At 45.5% G+C, this 22,149-nt stretch carries 18 protein-coding genes; all 18 read right to left on the bottom strand.

Annotated features, from left to right (window positions below):
- Positions 1 to 31: 31 nt before the first annotated feature.
- The 18 genes from NB463_RS21810 to NB463_RS21725 all read right to left on the bottom strand — a co-directional run bounded on the left by NB463_RS21810 (position 32) and on the right by NB463_RS21725 (position 22,117).
- Positions 32 to 3,913, bottom strand: a complete 3,882-nt coding sequence (locus NB463_RS21810) for a YhdP family protein (protein WP_053809361.1) — start codon at positions 3,911 to 3,913, stop codon at positions 32 to 34.
- A gap of 12 nt (positions 3,914 to 3,925) precedes the next feature.
- Positions 3,926 to 5,395 (bottom strand): ribonuclease G, encoded by a 1,470-nt coding sequence (rng, locus tag NB463_RS21805; RefSeq protein ID WP_005381138.1) that lies wholly within the window; start codon positions 5,393 to 5,395, stop codon positions 3,926 to 3,928.
- Between the two features lie 18 nt (positions 5,396 to 5,413).
- Positions 5,414 to 5,983 (bottom strand): Maf family protein, encoded by a 570-nt coding sequence (locus NB463_RS21800; RefSeq protein ID WP_048626847.1) that lies wholly within the window; start codon positions 5,981 to 5,983, stop codon positions 5,414 to 5,416.
- Positions 5,984 to 5,987: 4 nt separating this feature from the next.
- Positions 5,988 to 6,476, bottom strand: a complete 489-nt coding sequence (gene mreD, locus NB463_RS21795) for a rod shape-determining protein MreD (protein ID WP_012841380.1) — start codon at positions 6,474 to 6,476, stop codon at positions 5,988 to 5,990.
- Complete coding sequence (gene mreC, locus NB463_RS21790; RefSeq protein WP_258432466.1) at positions 6,466 to 7,365, bottom strand: rod shape-determining protein MreC; 900 nt, start codon at positions 7,363 to 7,365, stop codon at positions 6,466 to 6,468. The genes mreD and mreC overlap by 11 nt, the downstream gene beginning before the upstream one ends.
- A gap of 150 nt (positions 7,366 to 7,515) precedes the next feature.
- A complete protein-coding gene (locus NB463_RS21785; RefSeq protein ID WP_005381144.1) occupies positions 7,516 to 8,559 on the bottom strand; it encodes a rod shape-determining protein in 1,044 nt (347 codons plus the stop codon).
- 151 nt (positions 8,560 to 8,710) lie between these two features.
- The gene (locus tag NB463_RS21780) at positions 8,711 to 13,264 is read right to left on the bottom strand and encodes a DUF6701 domain-containing protein (RefSeq protein ID WP_258432465.1); all 4,554 of its coding nucleotides are present in this window, start codon (positions 13,262 to 13,264) and stop codon (positions 8,711 to 8,713) included.
- 8 nt (positions 13,265 to 13,272) lie between these two features.
- Complete coding sequence (locus NB463_RS21775) at positions 13,273 to 13,707, bottom strand: hypothetical protein (protein ID WP_053809358.1); 435 nt, start codon at positions 13,705 to 13,707, stop codon at positions 13,273 to 13,275.
- Complete coding sequence (locus NB463_RS21770; protein WP_053809357.1) at positions 13,697 to 14,425, bottom strand: PilW family protein; 729 nt, start codon at positions 14,423 to 14,425, stop codon at positions 13,697 to 13,699. Before NB463_RS21770 ends, NB463_RS21775 begins: the two co-directional genes overlap by 11 nt.
- Positions 14,425 to 15,009 carry a type IV pilus modification PilV family protein gene (locus NB463_RS21765; protein ID WP_053809356.1) on the bottom strand — a complete coding sequence of 195 codons (585 nt, stop codon included), beginning with the start codon at positions 15,007 to 15,009 and terminating at the stop codon, positions 14,425 to 14,427. The genes NB463_RS21770 and NB463_RS21765 overlap by 1 nt, the downstream gene beginning before the upstream one ends.
- Positions 15,006 to 15,554 (bottom strand): type II secretion system protein, encoded by a 549-nt coding sequence (locus NB463_RS21760; protein WP_053809355.1) that lies wholly within the window; start codon positions 15,552 to 15,554, stop codon positions 15,006 to 15,008. Before NB463_RS21760 ends, NB463_RS21765 begins: the two co-directional genes overlap by 4 nt.
- Positions 15,555 to 15,673: 119 nt before the next feature.
- Positions 15,674 to 15,904, bottom strand: a complete 231-nt coding sequence (locus NB463_RS21755; RefSeq protein WP_053809354.1) for a prepilin-type N-terminal cleavage/methylation domain-containing protein — start codon at positions 15,902 to 15,904, stop codon at positions 15,674 to 15,676.
- Positions 15,905 to 15,967: 63 nt separating this feature from the next.
- On the bottom strand, positions 15,968 to 16,471 hold the full coding sequence (locus tag NB463_RS21750) for a type II secretion system protein (protein WP_053809353.1): 504 nt from the start codon (positions 16,469 to 16,471) through the stop codon (positions 15,968 to 15,970).
- A 291-nt stretch (positions 16,472 to 16,762) separates the two neighbouring features.
- Complete coding sequence (locus NB463_RS21745) at positions 16,763 to 17,224, bottom strand: MSHA biogenesis protein MshF (protein ID WP_065274904.1); 462 nt, start codon at positions 17,222 to 17,224, stop codon at positions 16,763 to 16,765.
- 3 nt (positions 17,225 to 17,227) lie between these two features.
- Positions 17,228 to 18,451, bottom strand: coding sequence for a type II secretion system F family protein (locus tag NB463_RS21740; protein WP_053809102.1), 1,224 nt, complete (start codon positions 18,449 to 18,451; stop codon positions 17,228 to 17,230).
- Between the two features lie 8 nt (positions 18,452 to 18,459).
- Positions 18,460 to 20,184, bottom strand: a complete 1,725-nt coding sequence (locus NB463_RS21735; RefSeq protein WP_005397401.1) for a GspE/PulE family protein — start codon at positions 20,182 to 20,184, stop codon at positions 18,460 to 18,462.
- Entirely contained in the window at positions 20,181 to 21,275 is a 1,095-nt protein-coding gene (locus NB463_RS21730; protein WP_258432464.1) for a tetratricopeptide repeat protein, read from the bottom strand. Before NB463_RS21730 ends, NB463_RS21735 begins: the two co-directional genes overlap by 4 nt.
- On the bottom strand, positions 21,272 to 22,117 hold the full coding sequence (locus NB463_RS21725) for an ExeA family protein (protein ID WP_046873590.1): 846 nt from the start codon (positions 22,115 to 22,117) through the stop codon (positions 21,272 to 21,274). Before NB463_RS21725 ends, NB463_RS21730 begins: the two co-directional genes overlap by 4 nt.
- Positions 22,118 to 22,149: the final 32 nt, after the last annotated feature.

Here is a 22,149-nt window from a genome sequence, read left to right as displayed (position 1 = left end):
GTTTCCTCCTTATTCCATTTTAGTCGGTGAGTTATTTGGCTTGTTCACGCAGCTTTTCTGGCAGTTTGTATTCACCTTTACTTCGCGAAATTTCTTTTACCGTTGGTGAATCTAGTGGGCCTTTCACTTCATAATTGACTTGAGTGAAGACCTCAACCACCGGAGAAATCACTGTTGAGATGGCTAAAACATACAACGCGGTTTGTGGCGCTACTGCAAACGCGGTCAGCATTGGTAGGCCTGATGTGATGTCTGGGGTGAACTTCACTTCCGCATCGACCATTCTGCTGTTCATATTGGCGATGCCGCGGATCTGCATTTCCCCTGCTAACGCATCCATCACGATATCGTTGGTGATAAATACGCCATCTTGGATTTTGCCCGTGCCTGTGATCGAGTTAAACGCCATGCCTTTGTCGAATACGTCGGTAAAGTCGAGCTGCATCTTACGGATGATAGAATCCAAACTGAACAAGCCTAACAAGCGTGCCGCACCACTGACTTCACTGATCACACCTTTACCAAATTCCGTTGAGACATTCCCTTGCAAGGTTTGTGTCTTCATCGACCAAGGCGCGCCGTCCCATTCCATATTGGCGTTGATCTCAAATGGTGCCTGCTGAATACCCGATGTGATACCAAAGCGCTCCATAAGGTCAGAGTTGTTATCACCTTTCATTTTCATGGTTAAGTTGGAATGGCTACTCTCTTTTGTCAGGTCCCACCAACCGCTCATATCAATGCGGTTTTTGCCGCTGCTAAAGGTGATATTTTTCCACTCCAAACGATTCTCGCGACGCTGCAAATCAACATTCACCCTCCCCACTTTGTAACCTTGCAACCAAAAATCATCGATGTTCAAAGTTAAGTTTGGCATCTCAGCGTGAAACTGGCGGTCAAAATTGGTAATCAAAGGCGCATTTTGGTCTTCACTGGCAAAGAGCGAGCTGCGCTCTTTGGTCATCTCTTCAAACCCTGGAATATACAGGTGCAAGTGCTCCAAAGAGACCGATAAGTCATAAGGTTTCAGATAGTTAGCCTTACCCTTAACCTCTTGACTGTCCACATCGAGTTGCCAGCTCAAATTCTTTTTGTTTGCGGAGAAGTCCACATCATGAAACTCAATCCCACCAAGCTGCAAGTTTGGCGTTTCAACATCAATCCGTGTCGGCAATGGAATACTCGGCGTCTTCATGCTTGCCAGAACAGACGATGACGGCTTACTTTCTGAGCCCTGAACCAGCTCTGCCCACTGGTCTAAATTAAGCTCACCGACACGCACTGATGCATCGTGTCCGACAATAGGGCTGATCCTGAAACCACCTTTGCCGACCATTAAATGAGTCGCCGTCAGAACAGGTACGTCGCCAGTTATATCTATCTCGGTTTGATACTTAGCATTTGGGATCTGTAGTCTTGCTGAAATGCTTTCTTGGTTGCCGGATGCCTGTAGTTTTGCTTGCCCGGACTCGCCAACTTGTTTCGCTAGCGGATAGGGATATTGACTCGCTAAACGATTTAGCTGCGCCAACACATCAAGTTGATAGGTGAAGCCTACATCATTAAGTTGTAAGTCAATGTCCATTTGCCACGGCGCATGCCCAGAAACAAGCTTTAACCAACGCTCACCAACATAAGGTTTGAGAGGCTCAACGTCCCAATCCCCTAATGTGTTAATCGTCACATTGTAGCCCTGTTCCGCACTCTCACCACGAAAATCGAGGGAGATAGGCTGGGTAAGCAACTCTGCAGACAAACCCGATGTGGTGACCACATCATTATCGAAGTGGATACGCCCTGTGGCTTTCTCCAGCGTCATTGGCGGCGCTTCAATATCGACACGATTTTCTGTTAAATCGGCATAACCCCAAGCACGGGACTCTTTTTCAAAATCAAACGGAATGTTGAGCTGGAACTCAGAGTAAACCGGACCACTCACTTGCAGCGCCGTCAACGCTGCCCCGACCGAGTCCACCAATGGCGTCGCCATCATGTAGTCACGAACTTCATTACCCGGCGCGCTCGCTTTGGCTTCAATCTCAATGTGTCCACCTTCCGCCAACTCAGGGATTCGCCCAGTAATACGCTTGGCATGAACACCATTTAGAGTGGCGGACTTTGAATCCAAATACATGGCATCATTTTCAAACAGCAAGTCCAGCTGCAGATCCGTGATGGTTGGCCACGCCGTATCAAAGCTAAATTTCGCGTCTTTTAAACCGACCCACGCCTGAAACATGCCATTATGATCTTTGTAAGGAAAATCCCCTAACTCGCCATACCACAGCAGCTTAGCCGTATTCACTTTACCGCCTTGAATCGCAGTCGATAGGTAATCCGTTAAGTCTTGTCCGAGTGCCAGAGTCGGCAGGTAACGCCATGTTTCACCTGCGTTATAAAGATCCACCTCAGCATAAAACGATAAAAATGGGCTTTGTTCTTTTGGAAAATCAAGACGGAATGCTCCTAGTACTTGAAGATCTGGTGTCGCTGCCGTCACTTTATCAGACCACAAGCGCCAGCCGCTCTCATCTTGTTGCCAGATAATATCGACTTCACCTTGTTTGATATTCAGCGGAGCTTGAAATACATCACCGTACGGAAATACATCATCAATGACGGTTACTTTCGCTTTTGCCTGATCTAAATCACCAGATACACTGCCCTGTACATGATGGAATCCTGGTAGCAGTTCCCATTGCGTCATCGCAAGCTCATCCAGTTCCGCGGAGTAGCGTAACGTGTCTAAACCACCGTTCATGGACAAGCGAACATCTTCAACTCGGCCTTTCGGTGCTAGTTTGTTAATAAGGTCACTGGTCGACTCTGACTCTGGAGCCAGCTTGATGAGCGGAATGAGTGCTTCAATGTCGAGTTGAGAAAGGTTGAGCGTCCAACCATTCGGTTGCCAATCAAACGCTGCGTCTAATTCCGGCCAAGGGGTGTTGTCGGTTCGGATCCGAAGTGAGTGACCATTTACTTTCCAACCTTGTTTATCTGGTCGAAGATTGAAAATACCTGACTCGATAAACAGCTCATGACGACCGTTTTCATTCCACACCAGCTCAGAAGGTAATAGTTCAACATACGCATCATTCGGTTGGCTGTGTTTCAGCGTCAGCCAAGTGTTTAAGCTGACCTTACCCGACTCAGCACCCGACTCTTCTTGCATGTAAGTGGTTAACCAAGGCGTCACTGAGACATCTTGGGCACTCACGTAAAACTCACCAGACACATCACGCAGCGAACCATGGTCTTTAAAGTTAGCGCTCACTAACAGTGAATTCAGACGAACATCGGCAATGTTCACGGTGCCTTCTGCTAAGTGGTGCTTGCCTTGGTTGCTCCAACGGAGCTGCTCGATATCTAAACGGCGAGTCTCACCAGATACCGATTTATACCAAATCCGTGAGTCGGTAATGGTGAAGTCTTCAAACTGACGTAAAAGAAGTGAGTCGAGTTGGTCGATGAGCTTCACTTCGCTCTTGTCCACACTCGGTTCCTGCTCTTGACGACTAGAGGTCGGCAGAATGTCTACGGTGTGAATATCCAGAGCGAGGTTATGGATGGTGAGGTCAGCGACCACCGGTTTGAGTTGCAAAAGAGATTGAATGAGATCGAATTCAATTTGGATTTCTTCAACGGCAAAGCGTGCATCCTGAATATTCGGCAGATTCGCTTCTAAACCGAGTAGCGCGATGGAGGGGTGATTATTGCGCCACGTCCCTGCGACGTTGGCGATAGAAAAGTCAAAACCTGTGTCCTGCTTGACCCAGGTTTTGATCTCATCTTGGAAGTGGTTAAGTTGTGGCAATGTGACGCGCAGTGTGGTTACTAATATGGCCAATAACACCAGTACAGTAACTAAACTCCACGCACAAAAACGCCCAAAACGGTTAACACCAGAATTCACAAATGTTCCAAATTACATCATTACGACGTCAAACTGTTCCTGAATGTACAGGGGCTCAGCCTGAACTCGCACTTGCTTGCCAATAAATACTTCGAGCTCAGCCAATGCATGAGACTCATCACCCAACAGCGCTTCAGCAACAAACGGCGATGCGTACACAACAAAATTATCGGCATCGTAAGCACGGTTTACACGAGTAATCTCTCGTAATATCTCAAAGCACACGGTTTCAACCGTTTTCACGCTACCACGGCCCTCACAAGTAGGACAGCCAGAACACAAGATATGTTCAATACTTTCTCGTGTGCGCTTACGCGTCATCTCGACTAAGCCGAGCTGAGTAAAGCCGTTGATGTTGGTTTTTACTCGGTCTTTCGCCAGCGCCGTTTCCAATGAGGTGAGCACTCGCTGACGGTGCTCTTCAGACGCCATATCGATAAAGTCGATGATGATGATGCCGCCGAGATTGCGCAAACGCAGCTGACGAGCAATAGCTTGCGTTGCCTCAATGTTGGTATTAAAGATGGTCTCTTCAAGATTACGACGACCAACAAATGCACCAGTGTTGATGTCGATAGTTGTCATGGCTTCAGTTTGATCGATGATCAAGTAGCCACCCGACTTTAGCTCAACCTTGCGCTCTAAAGAACGCTGAATTTCATTCTCGGTGTCGTACATGTCAAAGATTGGCTTGTCACCTTCGTAAAGCTCAAGCTTGTCTGTTAACTCAGGTACATACTCAGAAGTGAATTCTTTCAGGTTTTCATATTCGAGGCGGGAGTCGACCATGATTTTATCGAGCTCTGTGCCGACAAAATCACGTAGAATGCGCTGGGCTAAACCAAGTTCACCGTAAAGCGTTGAACGCGTTTTGTATTTTGAACGACGCTCCATGACTTTTAGCCACAAGCGCTTAAGAAATGCCGCGTCTTGAGAAAGCTCTTTTTCATCTGCGCCTTCCGCTGCGGTACGAATGATAAAACCACCGTGCTCATCACAGTAATGGTTCACCACTTTTTTCAGACGCTCGCGCTCTTTCTCACTCTCGATACGCTGCGAGACACCAACATGGCTGGCACCCGGCATAAAGACAAGATAACGTGAAGGTAAGGTGATATCCGTCGTTAAACGCGCGCCTTTCGTGCCGAGCGGATCTTTGACCACTTGTACAACAATGTCTTGTCCCTGACGTACCAGCTCAGAGATATCACGGACTTGAAACTGCTGTTTTTCGTTCTCTGCCACACATTCGGTATGCGGGACAATATCTGACGCATGTAAAAACGCCGCTTTATCTAAACCGATATCGACGAAAGCCGCTTGCATACCTGGCAGTACTCGGCTGACTTTGCCTTTGTATATATTGCCCACAATGCCGCGACGCGATTCGCGCTCGATATGTATTTCTTGTAGTACTCCACCTTCAATCATGGCCACACGAGTTTCACTCGGGGTCACGTTAAGCAGCAATTCTGCACTCATGTGCACACCTCAAAACAATTATAAAAATTCTTGAATTAGCTGATCGGTTTCGAACAAAGGTAAGCCTACTACAGCGTGATAACTGCCTTCGATTCGGGTGACAAATCGCCCTCCGAGTCCCTGAATACCATAACTTCCAGCTTTATCGCATGGCTCTCCTGACTGCCAATATTGTTCGATTTCTTCGTGAGTCAGTTGTTTGAACCACACGTCAGTGGTGACGACCACTGAATGTTGTTGTTCCGATGATACGACGCTCACCGCAGTCATCACTTGATGACGACGACCGGATAAGTCAGTAAGCATACGCTTTGAATCTTCAAAACTTTTTGGTTTTTCTAGCACACGGTCATCGCATACTACGACCGTGTCAGAGCCCAATACAACGGAATCAGGCTTAGCTAATGCTAAGCCTGCCTGAGCTTTTTCCAAAGAAAGACGCAGCACGTACTCTCGTGCCTGCTCATGAGCCTGTTTAGCTTCCTCAATATCAGGCAATACGATCTCAAAGTCATAACCTAGTTGAGCAAGCAGCTCTTTTCTTCTCGGAGAACCCGAAGCGAGAACGAGAGATAAGCTTTTCTTCACCGCTTTACCTTACGTGCCATGCACGACGAACTCGTCGCATTAATAAAAACATCCATGGCCAAAGTATACAGTTTATTGCCGCCGTCCACAGAGATAATGGATTAAATACTACGTCCTGGTTCAAATATTCCCCACAGAATATCAAAACTTCCAATAACGCAGTAAAAAAGGCAATTAAAATCGACTGTTGCCACAATGCCATGTTACGAATCAACAGGAAATTCAACGCCACCAGATAGATGACAATCGACATCATCATGCCGCGAATTCCAAGCGTTGAACCGATCAAGATATCCCATAATAAGCCCAGTACTAGCGCGGTTCCAACGTTCACTCGGTGCGGCAGTGCCAACACCCAATAACACGTTACAAGGAACAACCATGATGGACGTAAAACATCTAACACACCTGGCCACGGAATGGTTTGCAACACCAGCGCAACGAAGAAACTGACACCAATCACCATTCGGCTACTCACTACATTATTGGCCATCAGTTACCTCTTGTTCTTCTTGCTCTAACCCTTCTTCCACATTGGATCGCAGCACTTTGTGTTGACGATCTTCATTCGGCCAAATCAGCAAGAGGTAACGTAAACGATCAAACTCTACAACTGGCTCAGCCTTGATTGCCGCAAATTCTTGGCGCGTATCGTGATCCACATTGGTAACCGTCGCGACTGGGTACCCTTCTGGGTAAATCCCACCTAGGCCGGATGTCACCAGTAGATCGCCCACCTGAATATCAGTACTGGTTGGAATGTGCTCCAGTTGGATTTCATCCATTTCACCATTGCCTGACGCGATCACTCGAATATCGTTACGGATCACCTGGACAGGAATCGCATTTTTCGCATCCGTTAGCAACAGAACACGTGCGTTGTGCGCTGCGACAAACGTGACCTGACCAACAATGCCTTTTTCGTTGATCACTGGCTGTCCGACGTACACACCGTCTATTTGTCCTTTATCAATCACCACTTGATGACGATAAGGTGAAGTATCAACCGCCATCACTTCAGTTACGACTTTCTTTTCATCCCTGACAAATGAAGAGCCTAACAATTTGCGTAGACGTTGGTTTTCTTCTTTATATTGATCGAGCAAGATCAGCTCGCTTTTCAGGCGTAGCACTTCTCGCTTTAAGTTGCGATTGCCTTCAACTAATGCCTGACGAGTATTAAAACGTTCAAATACGCCATCGAACATGCTGCGAGGCAAATTGGCTGCGTATTGAATGGGCGCAACCATACTGTTCAATAAGTATCGGACGTTGGAAAACGTATCTAGACGACTATCAGCCAGCATTAAGCTCGCCGACACGATGACAGCAAAAAACAGACGTAATTGCAGAGACAGACCTCTGCCAAAAATCGGTTTCATCTTGTTTTTGACCTGATTGCTTCCATGATTATTGAGCCTTACTTGGCAACCTAAAAATACTTAAATAAATACTTTTAGGTATGGAGCATGTTTGAATTACAGAGAGAGCAGAAATGAAGGTGAAGCCCGACATGAGCTTCACCTAAACCTTTATTCTTCAGAGAACAGATCGCCACCGTGCATGTCGATCATTTCTAGTGCTTTACCGCCACCACGCGCAACACACGTTAGTGGATCTTCCGCGATAACCACAGGGATACCGGTTTCTTCCATTAATAGACGATCGAGATCTTTCAGTAGCGCGCCACCACCAGTCAGAACCATGCCGTTTTCAGAAATGTCTGAAGCAAGCTCTGGTGGACACTGCTCTAGTGCAACCATGACTGCTGAGACGATGCCAGATAGCGGCTCTTGAAGCGCTTCTAGGATCTCGTTTGAGTTCAGGCTAAAGCTGCGTGGCACACCCTCTGCAAGGTTACGACCGCGAACTTCAATCTCTTGAACTTCATCACCAGGGTAAGCAGAACCGATTTCATGTTTGATCTTTTCAGCCGTGGCTTCACCAATCAAGCTGCCGTAGTTACGACGTACGTAGTTGATCACGGCTTCATCAAAGCGGTCACCACCGATACGTACAGACGATGAGTAAACCACACCGTTTAGAGAGATAACGGCAACTTCAGTTGTACCACCACCGATATCGACCACCATTGAACCTGTCGGCTCAGACACGCGCAGGCCAGCACCGATTGCTGCCGCCATTGGCTCGTCGATTAGGTAAACTTCACGCGCGCCAGCACCGAGTGCTGATTCACGAATTGCGCGGCGCTCAACTTGGGTAGAACCGCAAGGAACACAAACAAGAACACGTGGGCTTGGCTTTAGGATGCTGTTGTCATGCACTTGTTTGATAAAGTGCTGAAGCATTTTTTCGGTTACGTAGAAATCAGCGATTACGCCGTCTTTCATTGGGCGGATAGCGGAAATGTTGCCAGGTGTACGACCAAGCATCTGTTTTGCTGCGTGACCGACTGCAGCAACGCTTTTTGCAGAACCTACACGATCTTGACGAATAGCAACTACAGAAGGTTCATCAAGGACAATACCTTGCCCTTTTACGTAAATTAGAGTGTTGGCTGTACCTAAATCGATAGATAGATCGTTAGAAAACATGCCACGAAGTTTCTTAAACATACTCTTCGCTCATCCTGCAAAAATATAGAAGACAAAAATTGCTCTAAATGTACCAATGCCTCGCTGTCACAGCAAGGTATTGGTACACAAACATGAGCAGAAAGCCTCAATTTCTTGCAGTTTCCTAACTTAAGGGCAAAAACCTAAGTTGTTACTGTCCGGTTAACCCTGGCTCACCACGGTAAATCACACGGTCATTACCACGGTGAATACCGAAGGTGACGACGGAGGATGGGTTTTCTTCGGAGCCATCATTGTCCCAATCATATTTGAGCCAAGGGAAATTATTCGAACCAGCAGTAAGATCTAACCACAGTTCCGTCTGTTGACGATTCGACTCACTTTCAACTGCAGTAATACTTCTAGAAGTACCATTGGTAACTACACCGCCATCGGCCAAGTTCACATCTACATACTTAGAGTCAGGCTCATTACCCTTCCATTTATGCTCGAATTTCTCTCTCGCACCATAAATAGTGGTTTGACTATCAGAACTGTTCGTCACAAATCGACCACCTTTCCAATATTCTACGGTTAGAGGTACCTGCAATTTAAGTGAATCTGGTTTGCTGTTGTCACCCTGCTTACCGCCAACATCAGCCAAATTAACTCGGCCAAAGCGTAAATCCGGCTGGACCAATAGTTGCTTGGTACCAATAGTCACACCAGCCTTGTCTACTGATGATGAGGAAAGATCAATAGAAATAGAGGTATCTGACGAGTTCTCTAAGTAGTTAAAAGGGCCATCCGGTTTAGATACCACCTTGCTCCACACAAGCCCACTCGCGCTATATTTCCCGACACTTTGCCCTGAAATATAGGGACCTTTACTGCCGTTCAACCAGCTACCAGTGTACGCGGCCGGCGCACTAAACCTACTAACATTTGCCGAGTTATTTTCGTACAAGTTGAATTTCGCGTGGTAACCTTCACCAAAATACGCATAGTTACGTAAAGCGCCGCCTCCTTTCGACAATGCCTCAACGTAGAACTGTTTTAACCCAAAAGGCTGTCCCATATAAGCAAATGCTTGGCCATTTGGATAATCCCATACGTTATTGTACGAAGGCGTTTGATCATTACTGTAAACATTGAATTTACCAGGATAGAAACGCCCAACATTGAGCGTTGCATCAGCAATCTTATACGTGCTACTTCCCAGATAGGTAGAGAATACTTCGCCTTCCCCGCCAACAGGCGCGGTAGCGGTAAAGTCAAATGAACCTACTTCATCAACAGCCTGCTTGAAAGACACTGAGCCACTAACCCATTTAGCGTCTTCGGGTAGCTTTTCTGTTAGCAGCGTACCATTCACAACATTCCCCTTGTTCACACTCGTTGTCGGGTCTGGATAAGTCACTACGTGGTCAATACTAATATTCGACTCTTGGTAATTTCGGGCAACGTCTCCGTTTGATTGATATGCTGTTACCTGCATTGTGAACTCTTGACCTGCTGGAATGTAGCTTGTGCAATTTGGGGAACATGCGCCATTATCGCTTACGCTCAAACCTAACTTAGCAGGGAAACTTACAAATGATGCAAACCCTGCAGAATCCTTCACATCGTTAACTTTCGCATCGATACGGACTTTACCAACCTCTTTATAGTTAACTTTGAGGTAAGCTTTACCATTTGAATCAAAGTAGACATCGGACAAAGGCTTAGGAACTTGAGGTTGCAATGTGACATGACCACTCCATTTAGCATTGCTGTCACCCGCCTTTTTGTACCATACCTCAACAGATTTCGTTTTATCGACTGGTGCAATCTCGTGAGTCACTTTCATAGTAACATCTCGGCTTTCACCCCCAGTTTTTACATGTGATGAGCAGAATGAAAGATGATCCGTACCGGCAGATTGTCTAGCTGAAACCACATCCCCTATGTTTACTCCGAGTACGTTTTGAGAAAACAACACATTACAGTTCTCGACGGACAGTTCATCACCGTTATTGATACGACAGCGCGCTCCTTCAAAACCAAACTGAGGTACCGAACTATTCGCAACTCCCATCGTAACCGTACCGGCTTTATATCCCTGTAATAGAAGATCAACTGAATTGTTGAAAGTGATGTTCGTGAGCTTTTCTTGCTCTCCATTTACCCAATTAGCGACGCTATTGGTGGATGATGGCAGTAAAGTAACTGTCAATGGCTCTAACTCGCCTTCACTTGCGGCAGCATCTTCTGGATAGGTTTGAGTACACCTTTCATTCATACATGCTTTTAGCGTGACTTTCGAAGGCTGGCACGTACTACCGGATCCTGAATAGTCAAATTCAAAGTGATGGATACCATCCGTTAACTTCTTGTATTTATCTGCACAAACCTGGAAGTCATCAATTTCATGGATATTGGTATATGATCCCGTCGATGCAGTCACAGAAATACGGAAGTTTTCTGGAGCAATAGACTGCCCATAACCATTCATAACATTGAATGATTTGATTAACGTTTCCCAGCGACCACCATCAATTTGACGCTCAATAGAAACCCAAACTCCGCTCGCTCGGTTTTTAACGGTGTTGCGAGAGTCTACAGTCATTCTATAACGGTGGACCTCATCTCTATCTCGACCATTGTAATTTGTTCCGAAGACATCAAGTGCACCGACATCTGTATTGTTTTTAATAAATTTATAGCCACCAAACCAGCCTTCTAGGGACTGACTGTTGTACTGAATTGTCTTCTTATAACCAGCACCGCGAATAGCAATAGATTGTTGGCGACGACCTGGACGGCCATAGTCATTTTCATAATAACTGCCTTCATTCGAGAAGTTACCGTACTCATCGATACCAAATGCTAACCAACCGCCGGCAAAACCTTCTATACCGGGTTTAACACCAAAACCTAAAGGTCCACCAAATGCACCTGTCGCTGGAGGGACATTTGCGTCAGAAAAAACGATACCAACCCCATCTGCACCAGGTCGTGTGGTATTTGAGTGAGCATAATGATTAAACTCCACCTGCATGATGTTGTCATCAGATGGAAAAATGTAGTTGTAGGCTGATGCTGTTGCTTGATTGTATTGGTTACTTGATAATCTAAACTTACCACCAGTAATGCTCGGTTTAGTACTATTCTTAAAGCCCATCACAGACCAGTTTGTAAGAGAGCCTGAGTCAAAGTTTTCAGGTGGCAACAATTCACATTGAACAGGCTCTGGGTCAGGGCCTGGAGGCGTAATTCCACAATAGTCGTAGAAATCTTTGTATTGAGAGCTCTCACCTACGTCAACCGGACATGTACCTCGAGTTTGAGATACATCACAACTCGTATCATTTAGACCGCAATAACCAACCAATTTACCGTTATAAGAGTATGAAGAGTTTGCGGTTCCGCAAAGCGTTGAGTTACTAACAATACTTACGTATTTGTTAGTAGGGAAACCAATCGCTTTGGCGTCCGCAAGAATTTTAGCCGACGATAACGCCATTCCCTCATTCTTTACACTCGCGGTACCAAAAACAGAAGAGTTATTCACGTGTAAGTATTTCTTGGTAGATACGTCATCACCAACATATGAATTACTAATATTTGCCCCTTCATGCGAGCTGGAAGCGACACCACATACGTAGGAACTTTCGATCACATGAAGATATTTCTTAACATCAACATTACCTTTGATTTTTGAGTTCTTGACCTGACCACCTTCATTAGTGCTCGACACAACACCTGAAACTTGAGAGTACTGAATGTCGACATAGCCTTTCGCTGTAATGTTGCCTCCAACTCGACTGCTGACGATAGCCATGCTCTGGTTACTGCCCTGTGTATTATCAACATTCCCATCCACACTTGAATGAGAAACACTAACGTAGCCTTTAGTAAGAATATCACCAGAAATCGACGAGTTATTGGACACAGCAATCGAAGAACTTCCGTTGCTTTGAGAAGTCAGGCTTCCAGTGACGTTTGAGTTATTTAACTCAATATAGTCACCAGCAGAGATAGACTGGTTAACTTTATAGTTGGTCACCTTAACCGCCTCTTTAGCGCTTATATAACCATCTATTAGTTTGGTAGCACCTGATGTTGTAATTTCCACACCACCATTAGAGGACAATATATACCCTCCTATGGATCCATCTGTAACTGTTATTTGATTCTTAGCCTCGATATATGAACCAACATTAACGGCACTAAATGTTACGCCGCCATTGTCACTTACAACATATCCGCTAATATTGCTTGTGCTGCCACTTATTTGCGCTTTTGCTAAAACGTTCTGCCCAATGTTAGCATTTGTAAGTTTGATTCCATTGGTAGAACTTCTTAATGAGCCTAATATCGTTGATTGATTTAGTTCAATATAACTGCCGTTATCCACGTGACCATAAACGTATAGTCCATTGGCAGTGAAAGAGTTCCTTTCCAGATCTAAAGAAAGGTTCCTACCAGCACTACCAATCGTATTATTTCCCTTAAACGTAGAGTAACCTTCCAAATATAACTGTGATGTGGGGCCTCCGGTAATAATGCTATCGCCATCATTCAACGTAACATTACTTGAACACTTATAAGAAGACAGCCGCCTGCCAGTATAAGAACCGCTATTTGGGCATGGACTATTAGTAGCGACCCATTTCCAGCCCCAGCCTTCCCTAATCAATGTCGGAGTAATATCGTACTCTTTCGCGAGGACGTTAGCCGTACTCGTCATCCATATCAAGGCTAAGAAAATCAGTTTTTTCATTCTTGTTATTACTCCCGAACCCAAATCTCTTGCTGTCGCTGAACTTTTGATAAGCCCGAGCCACAAACGGCCGTAGCTTGCACCCTAAATAATGACTCTGCTGCAGACGTGTCTGCGTTCAGAGTACCTAACTTTACGCAACTCATTGAGTTAAGCCTGCACCCTGTCCCTTGTGTTACATTTGGCGCGGCACCGCTCACCTGATTTTTGCAGAGTGTCGCTACGCTATCACTCGTACCATTGAGTGGATATAACCTTGTCAGTGCCCACTCATTTGCAGACTGAGCAACAAACCAAGCTTTTGTTCCCAAAAACTCTCTTGTTAATCCGCTTTGATTCGACCATGTCACTTTCATTAAAGAGGAAGCCAAAAAGCCCATCACGATAATGACAAATAACACTACAATTAAGACATTGCCTTGTGGCTTTCTTCTATGGAACATTCAGCACCTGCACATCTTGTTGGTACACACTACTTTCGCCGGACCGTTCAAACACGAACCTCAGATGCACAAGCCCGCCTCGGTGAAGCGATGTATCATCATATTTGAAATAGCTCTGAGATTGATCATCAACATAAACAAGATTGTCGGCAATTATTTCGCCGTTACGCTGTATCTGTGTGCCTACAAAGCAATATTTCACTGACTTAGATGGATCATAGAGATAGTGTCGATTAGAAACGGAGCGACTAGTTACTGAACTAGCGCCGTTAATGATCTTGTATGATTTATTCGAATCTGGAGAAAGAGCTCCAACATCAACACTATGAGTGGATGAGGTTAAATCACTTAACCGTGTTGGGTTAATCACCATTTTCAAGCCACTATCAAATTCGGGAGCATTATTACCAAAAAAACCCACCACAAACTGTATATCATTACCAGAAATCGCATAAAAACCAGAGTGCTCTATAGGCATAAAAATCAGGCAGTTTTTCTCTTTCTCATCGATAAAAAAACTATTCGGCACCGCATGACGAATCTCTCGAGATATTTTCTCAATAACGAATTGCGCCTGAGTTTGTAGTCTCTGCCTATCAATAGTATCAGCATAGCCCTTTGCTCCTAACTGCAAATAACCAGCAATTCCGAGCATGATAAAACTACCAATCACAATAGTGATGACCATTTCTATTAAAGTGAAACCACAATTTTTCATTAGTAATTTCCCCTTATCGCAGACAGTGTTAAAGGCTGTGTTTGTCCGGCGTAAATAGTCATAGTGACTCGTTTATAAGGCGTGATATCTTCCTGTGAAGGATTATTGACACCCGTTCCATCTGATTCAACGTATTGCACTTTCACTTCAACTCGAAAGTTCTTGTAATCATTTGCCATAGACGTGCCAAGAACGTTACTCAGCTCGTATAACGGCGTAGAGTTACAGCTGGCCTTTGTACCTTGTGTATACCAGCAACCGATATAGTCATCGACATCATTAAAACTAGCTGGGTTTGATTCACCGCTATCTGCCCCAAGACTTGTGGAACAATCCTTACCACCAAGGACAGTCTCACTACAGCGTACTAAACCACCATCAAAGTCGCTGTTTTCATCGAAGCCTCGCGCCAATATCTGAGACATGAAACCTTGGCCTAATGCGGCAGTGCGGGTTTGATAATGAGGGATGGCGGAATCTCGAATCTGAGGGACAAGAAAAGAAGTAAACGCCACCATCGCAATGCCCATTAAAACAATCGCGATGATCATTTCTATCAAAGTCATGCCACTAGATTTCTTCATGAGCATGTACCTTTTGAAACATAACCTTGAGTATTAATTTCAACTTGGCAGCGGCTCAGGCCATGCTTATCTTCAATCAGGATTGAAATCCCACCACTCGCTGAGTTTATTGGATTACCCAATAAATCAAACTCGATTGGATTAGTTACAGCATTGGTCAGTGAAAACTTTGCGGATTTATCAACAACCATGTCACTACGAGTGTCTCTTTCCTTGCTAGCCAGGCCGCATGCAGCACTAGACCCTATGCAAGTACTCGTAATCGACAAACAAAAGTTAGTGTAGCTAGAGTCCTCTCCAGCTTTGTAGCTACTAGGTAGGCACCTTTCAGGATAAGACTTGTTTGGGATGCTGATATTCGACTGCATACGATTCACTTGTACTTGGCGAATCACAGAAATCACGCGTTCTTGTAATGCATATGCAGAGAAACTGCCAGAGCCCATAAAACGGCTGGCTGCAAAAAGTGAAAGGATAGAGAGGAGGACAATCACGAGGATTAACTCCATTAACGTGAACCCTAATGCAGAGCTGCGAATTTTCATAACCCAACCTTAGGCTTAGGACAAGCGAAATAAGTATACGATGAAATTATGAGAATAATGATAGATTTATAATTTTTAAATTCGAACTGTGAGCAAGTGTACAAATAACCACCGGCAGGTTATTTCTCTCCTTTAGAGTGCTCCAATTCTTCTTCAATTCGATCGTAAGTTTCTTTGTTGCTTAGCGTCTCAGAAACATGCTCAGCGGTTTGCTTGGTTTGCTCCCACTTCGCTTCATAAGTTTCTGTCTCAAAACTGATAAATCTTGGTAATACCACATAACCGACTACACCTAAAATGACCAGCACAACCACAAACTCTATTGCACTAAGACCCGATGATTTACGCATATGAACTATTCCGAAATTAATCAAAATAAAGAGATAAAGGCCAGACTAGCTGGCCTTATAAAGTTAGCAGTCGTCATTTACGATTGTTGTTTTTGCTGCGGTTGCACTTGTAGTACCTGTAGCTTCAGTATACTTAACAAAGCAGCCTTTACTTTCATTCCAAGATGTTGGAATAGTGTCGAAACTTTTCAGAGTGTAGTACTTTGTGCCCGCAACAGTACTACCGCTCAAATCAAATGCTTTCCAGTCTTCAGTTAAGCCTGTAACTGCAGTGTTTAGACCTTCAACAGTAGGATAGCCGAAGTTAATTTTGATACCTTCAACATCTGGTTCCACTTTCGGATCGGCAGAGGCATCAGCTTTGATAGTTTCTTTGCTTTCAATTGCCGCTTTTCCGTAGGTAATGCCAACGGCACCATCAATAGCACCTTTAAGCCCCTGTAAAGAAGCCTCTCTCGCATCATTTTGCAGGTTAAGGAAACGTGGTGCTGCAGTTACCGCTAGAATACCTAGGATTACAATTACCACTACCAATTCGATAAGGGTGAAACCACCTTGTCTTTTCATTGTTTACTCTCTCTATGTAAGCATGCAGTACAACTGCAAAGTTTCGTTTAGGTCACGCGACCATTTTGGATATTGTCAAAACGGTTTGGGGCAGCAACGTTCACTAAAACTGACCGTGAAGTGGATACTGTATCTACCGCTTGAGCAGAATGACGATTCGCCATTATTCAGTTCATGCTGCAATGAGAAAAACACATTATTGTTTACCCTCTATTACAGCGTCTTACTTATGGTAATGATTGCATTATACCGACTTTCATTACCAATTATAGTGATTAGGTGTCAAAAAATTCACTCCGCCGACATTTCGACGTCTATTTTCAGTTGATTAGCTGTTGAAATAACTACAATCGACTGACCATTTTCATAAGTATAGTGACAGACATAACGATCAGTTTTGATGGCTCCACTGATATCTATTAACTTATTGGTCATTATTTTACGTTGTGGATAATGCACTGCTAGCCAATAACCACAATCTAAAACACCTTGTTGAGTAAAGGGAGACACTAGCCCGCCCTCAGTCATGGTGAGATTAAAACCATCCATCAGCATATGTTTTGGCTCGCCTTGTACTAACCAAGCTTGACGATAACGCTGAACACTATCTTGCATCCAAACTCTCGCCAACTTCGCTCCGGTCACTTGCGCCTGCTCGGTAACAGGACGTAATTTGACCGCCAAGCCAACAGCAATGATGGTAGCAATTACCCCAAAAACGATTAGCGTCGCTCGACTTTGATTTTCAACCACCTATTAGCCGCCTTTGATGATGTCTAGCATTCCCCACATTGGCAGGAAGATACCCAGTGCTAGCACCATGACCATGCCGGCGACAATCACCAAAAGTAGCGGTTCTATTCTTGCGGTTAGTGTTTTTAGATCGTAATCAACTTCTCTATCGTAAAAATCCGACACTTCTAGCAGCAGCTCATCAATACGACCGGTTTCTTCCCCTACTGCAATCATCTGAATCACCAAAGGGGTAAAGATTTTACTGTTGATGGCAGTCACTGAGATGGTGCTACCCGCTTCAATCGCGGATTTCATCTCAAGAATTCGATTTTCTAAAAAGCGGTTCCCCAGAGCTTCCCCGGCTAAAGCTAAAGACTGGTTAAGTGGAACGCCTGACTTAAGCATCAACGAGAAGGTTCTGGCAAAACGGGAAAGCTGCGCGCGATTAACGATATCGCCCACAATTGGAAGCCGAAGCCGAAACTTATCGAACTTTTCCCGACCATCAGCCGTCGCCACCCAGGCTCTGAAAACCGCAAACGCGCCAATCATTGCCACAATCAACAACACCCAATAATTAACAAAGAAATTAGAAGTAGCGATCAAAATACGCGTCGGCAGCGGTAACTCAACACCAAAGCGCGTAAACATCGATGCAAACTCAGGGATCACCAAGATATTCAATATAAACATGGCGATAGTGATAAAGATAATGACAAACGTCGGATAACGCATCGCCGCTTTGATGCGTTTACGAGTCTCGAGTTCCTGCTCGTAGTAATTCGCCAGTTGCAATAGTGCTTGATCGAGTCGACCCGTATTCTCACCTACGTTGATCATAGAAACGAACAATGGGCTGAATACTTTGCTGTGTTGCTGCATCGCAGAAGACAAACCTCGGCCATTACTCAGCTCAGAAACGACATCTTCCAGTGCCTCTTTGAGCTGTTTGTTTTCACAATTTTGTAGCAGGCCACGCATAGAACGCAGCAACGGTACGCCCGCTTTAGTTAAGCTAAACAACTGGCGAGAGAAAAGAATGATCACTTCCAATGGAATGGCTGGCACAAATAGCTTAGACAAGCTCATTTGGCTTTTTGCCGACTCTTTCTCTAACCGTACATTGAGCGGGATGACCCCTTTGTTCATCAACGCTTCCGCTGCAGCTTCTGAGTTCACTGCCTCGATTTTGCCGTTAGTGGATGAGCCGTCTAGAGTTCGACCTTGATAACGAAAAGTTGGCATTCACTTACCTATATGAAAATGGGATCAGTCTTACCAGAAGCGTCACCTTCACCTAGGGTCATCACTTCATCCAAGCTGACGGTGCCTTGCAGCGCCAGTTCCATCGCCGAGGCAAGCAGTGGCTTATAGTTTTCTGAGCGACGCGCGGCTTGCGCAAAACCGACCGCATCGTTGGCGCGCAGTTTATCCATCATTTCTTGCTCAAGTTCGAGCATTTCAAACACACCAATTCGGCCTCGATAGCCAGTCAAGTTACAGTTTTGACAGCCTGCACCTTTATAAAAAGTGGTGCCCACTTGGTTTGGAAAACGCCCAGCTAACCACTGTTGGCGTGACTCGTCTAGATGGTCTTCTGTTTTGCAATCTGGACAAACACGGCGAACAAGACGCTGCGCCACCACGGCTCTGACCGCACTAGCAACCAAGTAACCCGGCGCGCCCATATCAATCATGCGTAAGGCACTGTCAACCGCGTCGTTGGTGTGAAGAGTGCTCAATACTAAGTGACCCGTTAGTGCAGCTCGTAGACCAATTTCTACCGTTTCTTGGTCACGCATCTCACCGACGAGAATAATGTCTGGGTCTTGACGTAAAAAGGTTCGAAGCACACGCGAGAAAGTCAGATCGATCTTACTGTTTACCTGTACCTGAGTGATGCGAGGCAGGCGATATTCAACCGGGTCCTCTGCTGTAATGATCTTTTTCCCTGGCTCGTTGAGCTCACTTAATGCGCCGTAAAGCGTGGTGGTTTTACCTGAACCTGTCGGCCCCGTCACCAAGATCATGCCGTGCGGACGAGCCAACTGTCGACGTAAACGAGCAAGCAAATCTGGCGGCAAACCTGACTCTTCTAATGGACGCAAACCAGCAGACTGGTTAAGCAGACGCATTACTACGGACTCCCCGTATTGCGTTGGTAGCGTCGACATACGAATATCGATTGATTGACCACGCACTTTGATATTGAATCGGCCATCTTGTGGCAAGCGCTTCTCAGAGATGTCTAGGTGCGCCATCAACTTCAATCGAAGAACCAAAGCCGATGCGATATTCACTTCATTCAGGATGGTTTCATGCAGTACACCATCAATACGCTGACGTAAGCGCAATATCTGATCGTCTGGCTCAATATGAATATCCGATGCCCCGACTTGTACCGCATCTTCAAACATGGAATTAACCAGCTTTACAACGGTAACTTCCTCACTGTCGGTTCCATCAATACCGTAATCGAAGCTTTGCTCGTCTTTATGCTCTTCATGCAACTGTTCCGCGAAAGAAGCGATTTCTTTAGTGCGGCGATAATAGCGGTCAAAGCTTGAAATGAGTTGGCGCTCTGAAGCCACAATGAACTCAAGGTTGTATTCACCTAGCAAATTCATCAGTGACTCTTGGATGAACAAATCTGCAGGGTCACTCATAGCAACGCGCAACGTGTCCCCATTTCGAGCAACGACCATCGCACGTAAGCGACGTGCGTGTACCTCAGGTAGAATCTGTACCGCTTCCGCATCCACAGGGGCACGACCAAGATCGATCAATGGCAAACCAAGTTGTTGGGACAAGAAGTCCAACATTTGCTTCTCAGTAATAAAGCCGAGATCAATTAACGCATCGCCTAGCTTCTGCCCGGTACTACGTTGTGCGTTTAGTGCTTGCTGGATTTGTTCTTCAGAGACGATGCCTTCTTCAACCAGAAGATCGCCTAAGCGTTTTCTCAACTGAATTTTCATTGTGCATTCTCCAGCTGTTTCAAGATGCTCAAACGGTCACGAATAAACGCTTGCGATTGATTCGAAATGCCAACTTTACCCAGAGCTTGGTTGTAAGAGTTGATCGCGGCGGTAAACGTCAGCGCGCGCTCTTGTTGAATCGCTAAACCTAGCCACCAGCGCGCATTTTCCGGCTCACGTTGAGTAAGGAGTTGATAACTCTCAAGCGCAATATCATTCTGCTTGTGTTTTTGTGCCAATGCCGCACGCATCGCCAAGTAATCTCGACTTGGTATTGGAGGCAAATGCACAAGCGGACTCAGCGCCGCTTCAGGTTGATTAGCTTTCACTAACAACTTAGACAAGGCCAAACGAAGTACTTGGTTGTTCGTGTCAAGGTTGATCCCTTCTTGGATAATCTCATACGCTTTACGCGTGTCGCCTTTGCCAAAGTACAACGCCGATAATTTTTGACGCGTGTCTGCATTCATTGGCTCATAACGTAACGCCTCAGCATAAGCCGACAACGCCGTTTGCATATCGTTAGCATCCAGTGCTTTTTCCGCTCGGCTAACCGCTTTAAGAGATAACTGGCGGTGCGTCAGCTCAACCTGCTCAATACGCATTGAACTGTTTTCTGCTGTCGTGCGGGTTACGTGATTAGATTGCTCATCGCTTGGCATCGTTGCCACTTGCGCGAGTAGCAATGCATCTTCAGAGGCCGTATTTACCTCCGCTCTTGGCGTGAACCTATCAGTCTCTGGCATATGAAGCTGTTGAGCTGCCGGTTGTGTCACTGGCTTCGTGTAAACCACATGGGCTGTCTCGGGCGTCATTTTACTCGTTGGCGAATAAGTACGCTCTGATGATGTGATTGACGAAGCATTCACTGACGACGATGACATGGTTTCTGTTTGAGCAGGTGAAAGCTCGCCTGAAGGGATAGGACCGCGAGAGACCGCCCAGCCGCCCACCGCAAGGCTTAACGAGAAACCGGCAACGAGCCAAAGCCAAGGTTTACTGCGTGAAACGTTGGGAATGTCCGCACGAGTAAGCTCTGACGGTGATGTTTTTTCAGCGAGTTCTGATAATGCTTTATTGATGGCACTCAAGGTTGACTCCATCCCCAAAATACGGGTGTTTTAAACTTAGGTTTACGGGCATCAAACGTATCGTGCATAGCTGCGTAAACGTGATGATTTTTTAATAGTGTGCAACGATCATTAAATGCCGCAAGCAACGACTTGTGGCTAATTTGGTTGATCAAACGTGGAATCCCCATGGATGAACGCCAAATCGCTTTTTTCTGCTCAATAGAAAAAATGTGCGCTCCATTGCCTGCCTTGTCTAAACGATTATTGATGTAAGCCACGCCTTCATCGATAGAAAGAGGACGCAGCTGACAACTAAACGTAATACGTTGACGAAACTGCCTTAGCTCGTGGCTGGCTAACCGCTCATCCAACTCAGGTTGTCCGAATAACACCAGTTGAATGAGTTTATCTTGTTCCGTTTCTAGGTTACCGAACAGACGCAATGTTTCTAAAGCTTGTGGAGAAAGAGCTTGCGCTTCATCGACGATCAAGACGGTTTTCTTTCCCGCAGAATGCACTTGAATCAGGTGTTCTTGAATGAGAGAAACAATACGTAGCGGGTCATCGTTCTCGATGCCTAACTCTCTGGCGACAGCAAACTGCAACTGCTCTCCATTCAAAACTGGATTGGGTAAGTAAATCAGCTCGACTTCAGATTCAATCTGCTCAATTAACTTACGACACACCATGGTTTTTCCGGTGCCGACTTCTCCCGTCACCTTAATCACCCCTTCTCCCATTTGCACAGCGGCTAAAATGGTTTGGATCGCCTCATAGTGAGGGACTAACCCCAAGAACATTTCTGTGTTTGGGGTTAACGAAAAAGGCTGAACTCGAAATCCAAAATGTGACAAGTACATACTCGAATCACAAACTCATTGAAAAACGGAAC

This window comes from Vibrio sp. RM-41-2B (genome assembly GCF_024744415.1).
In the GTDB taxonomy this organism is placed as follows: domain Bacteria; phylum Pseudomonadota; class Gammaproteobacteria; order Enterobacterales; family Vibrionaceae; genus Vibrio; species Vibrio diabolicus.
This window is presented reverse-complemented; position numbering and strand designations above follow the sequence as displayed.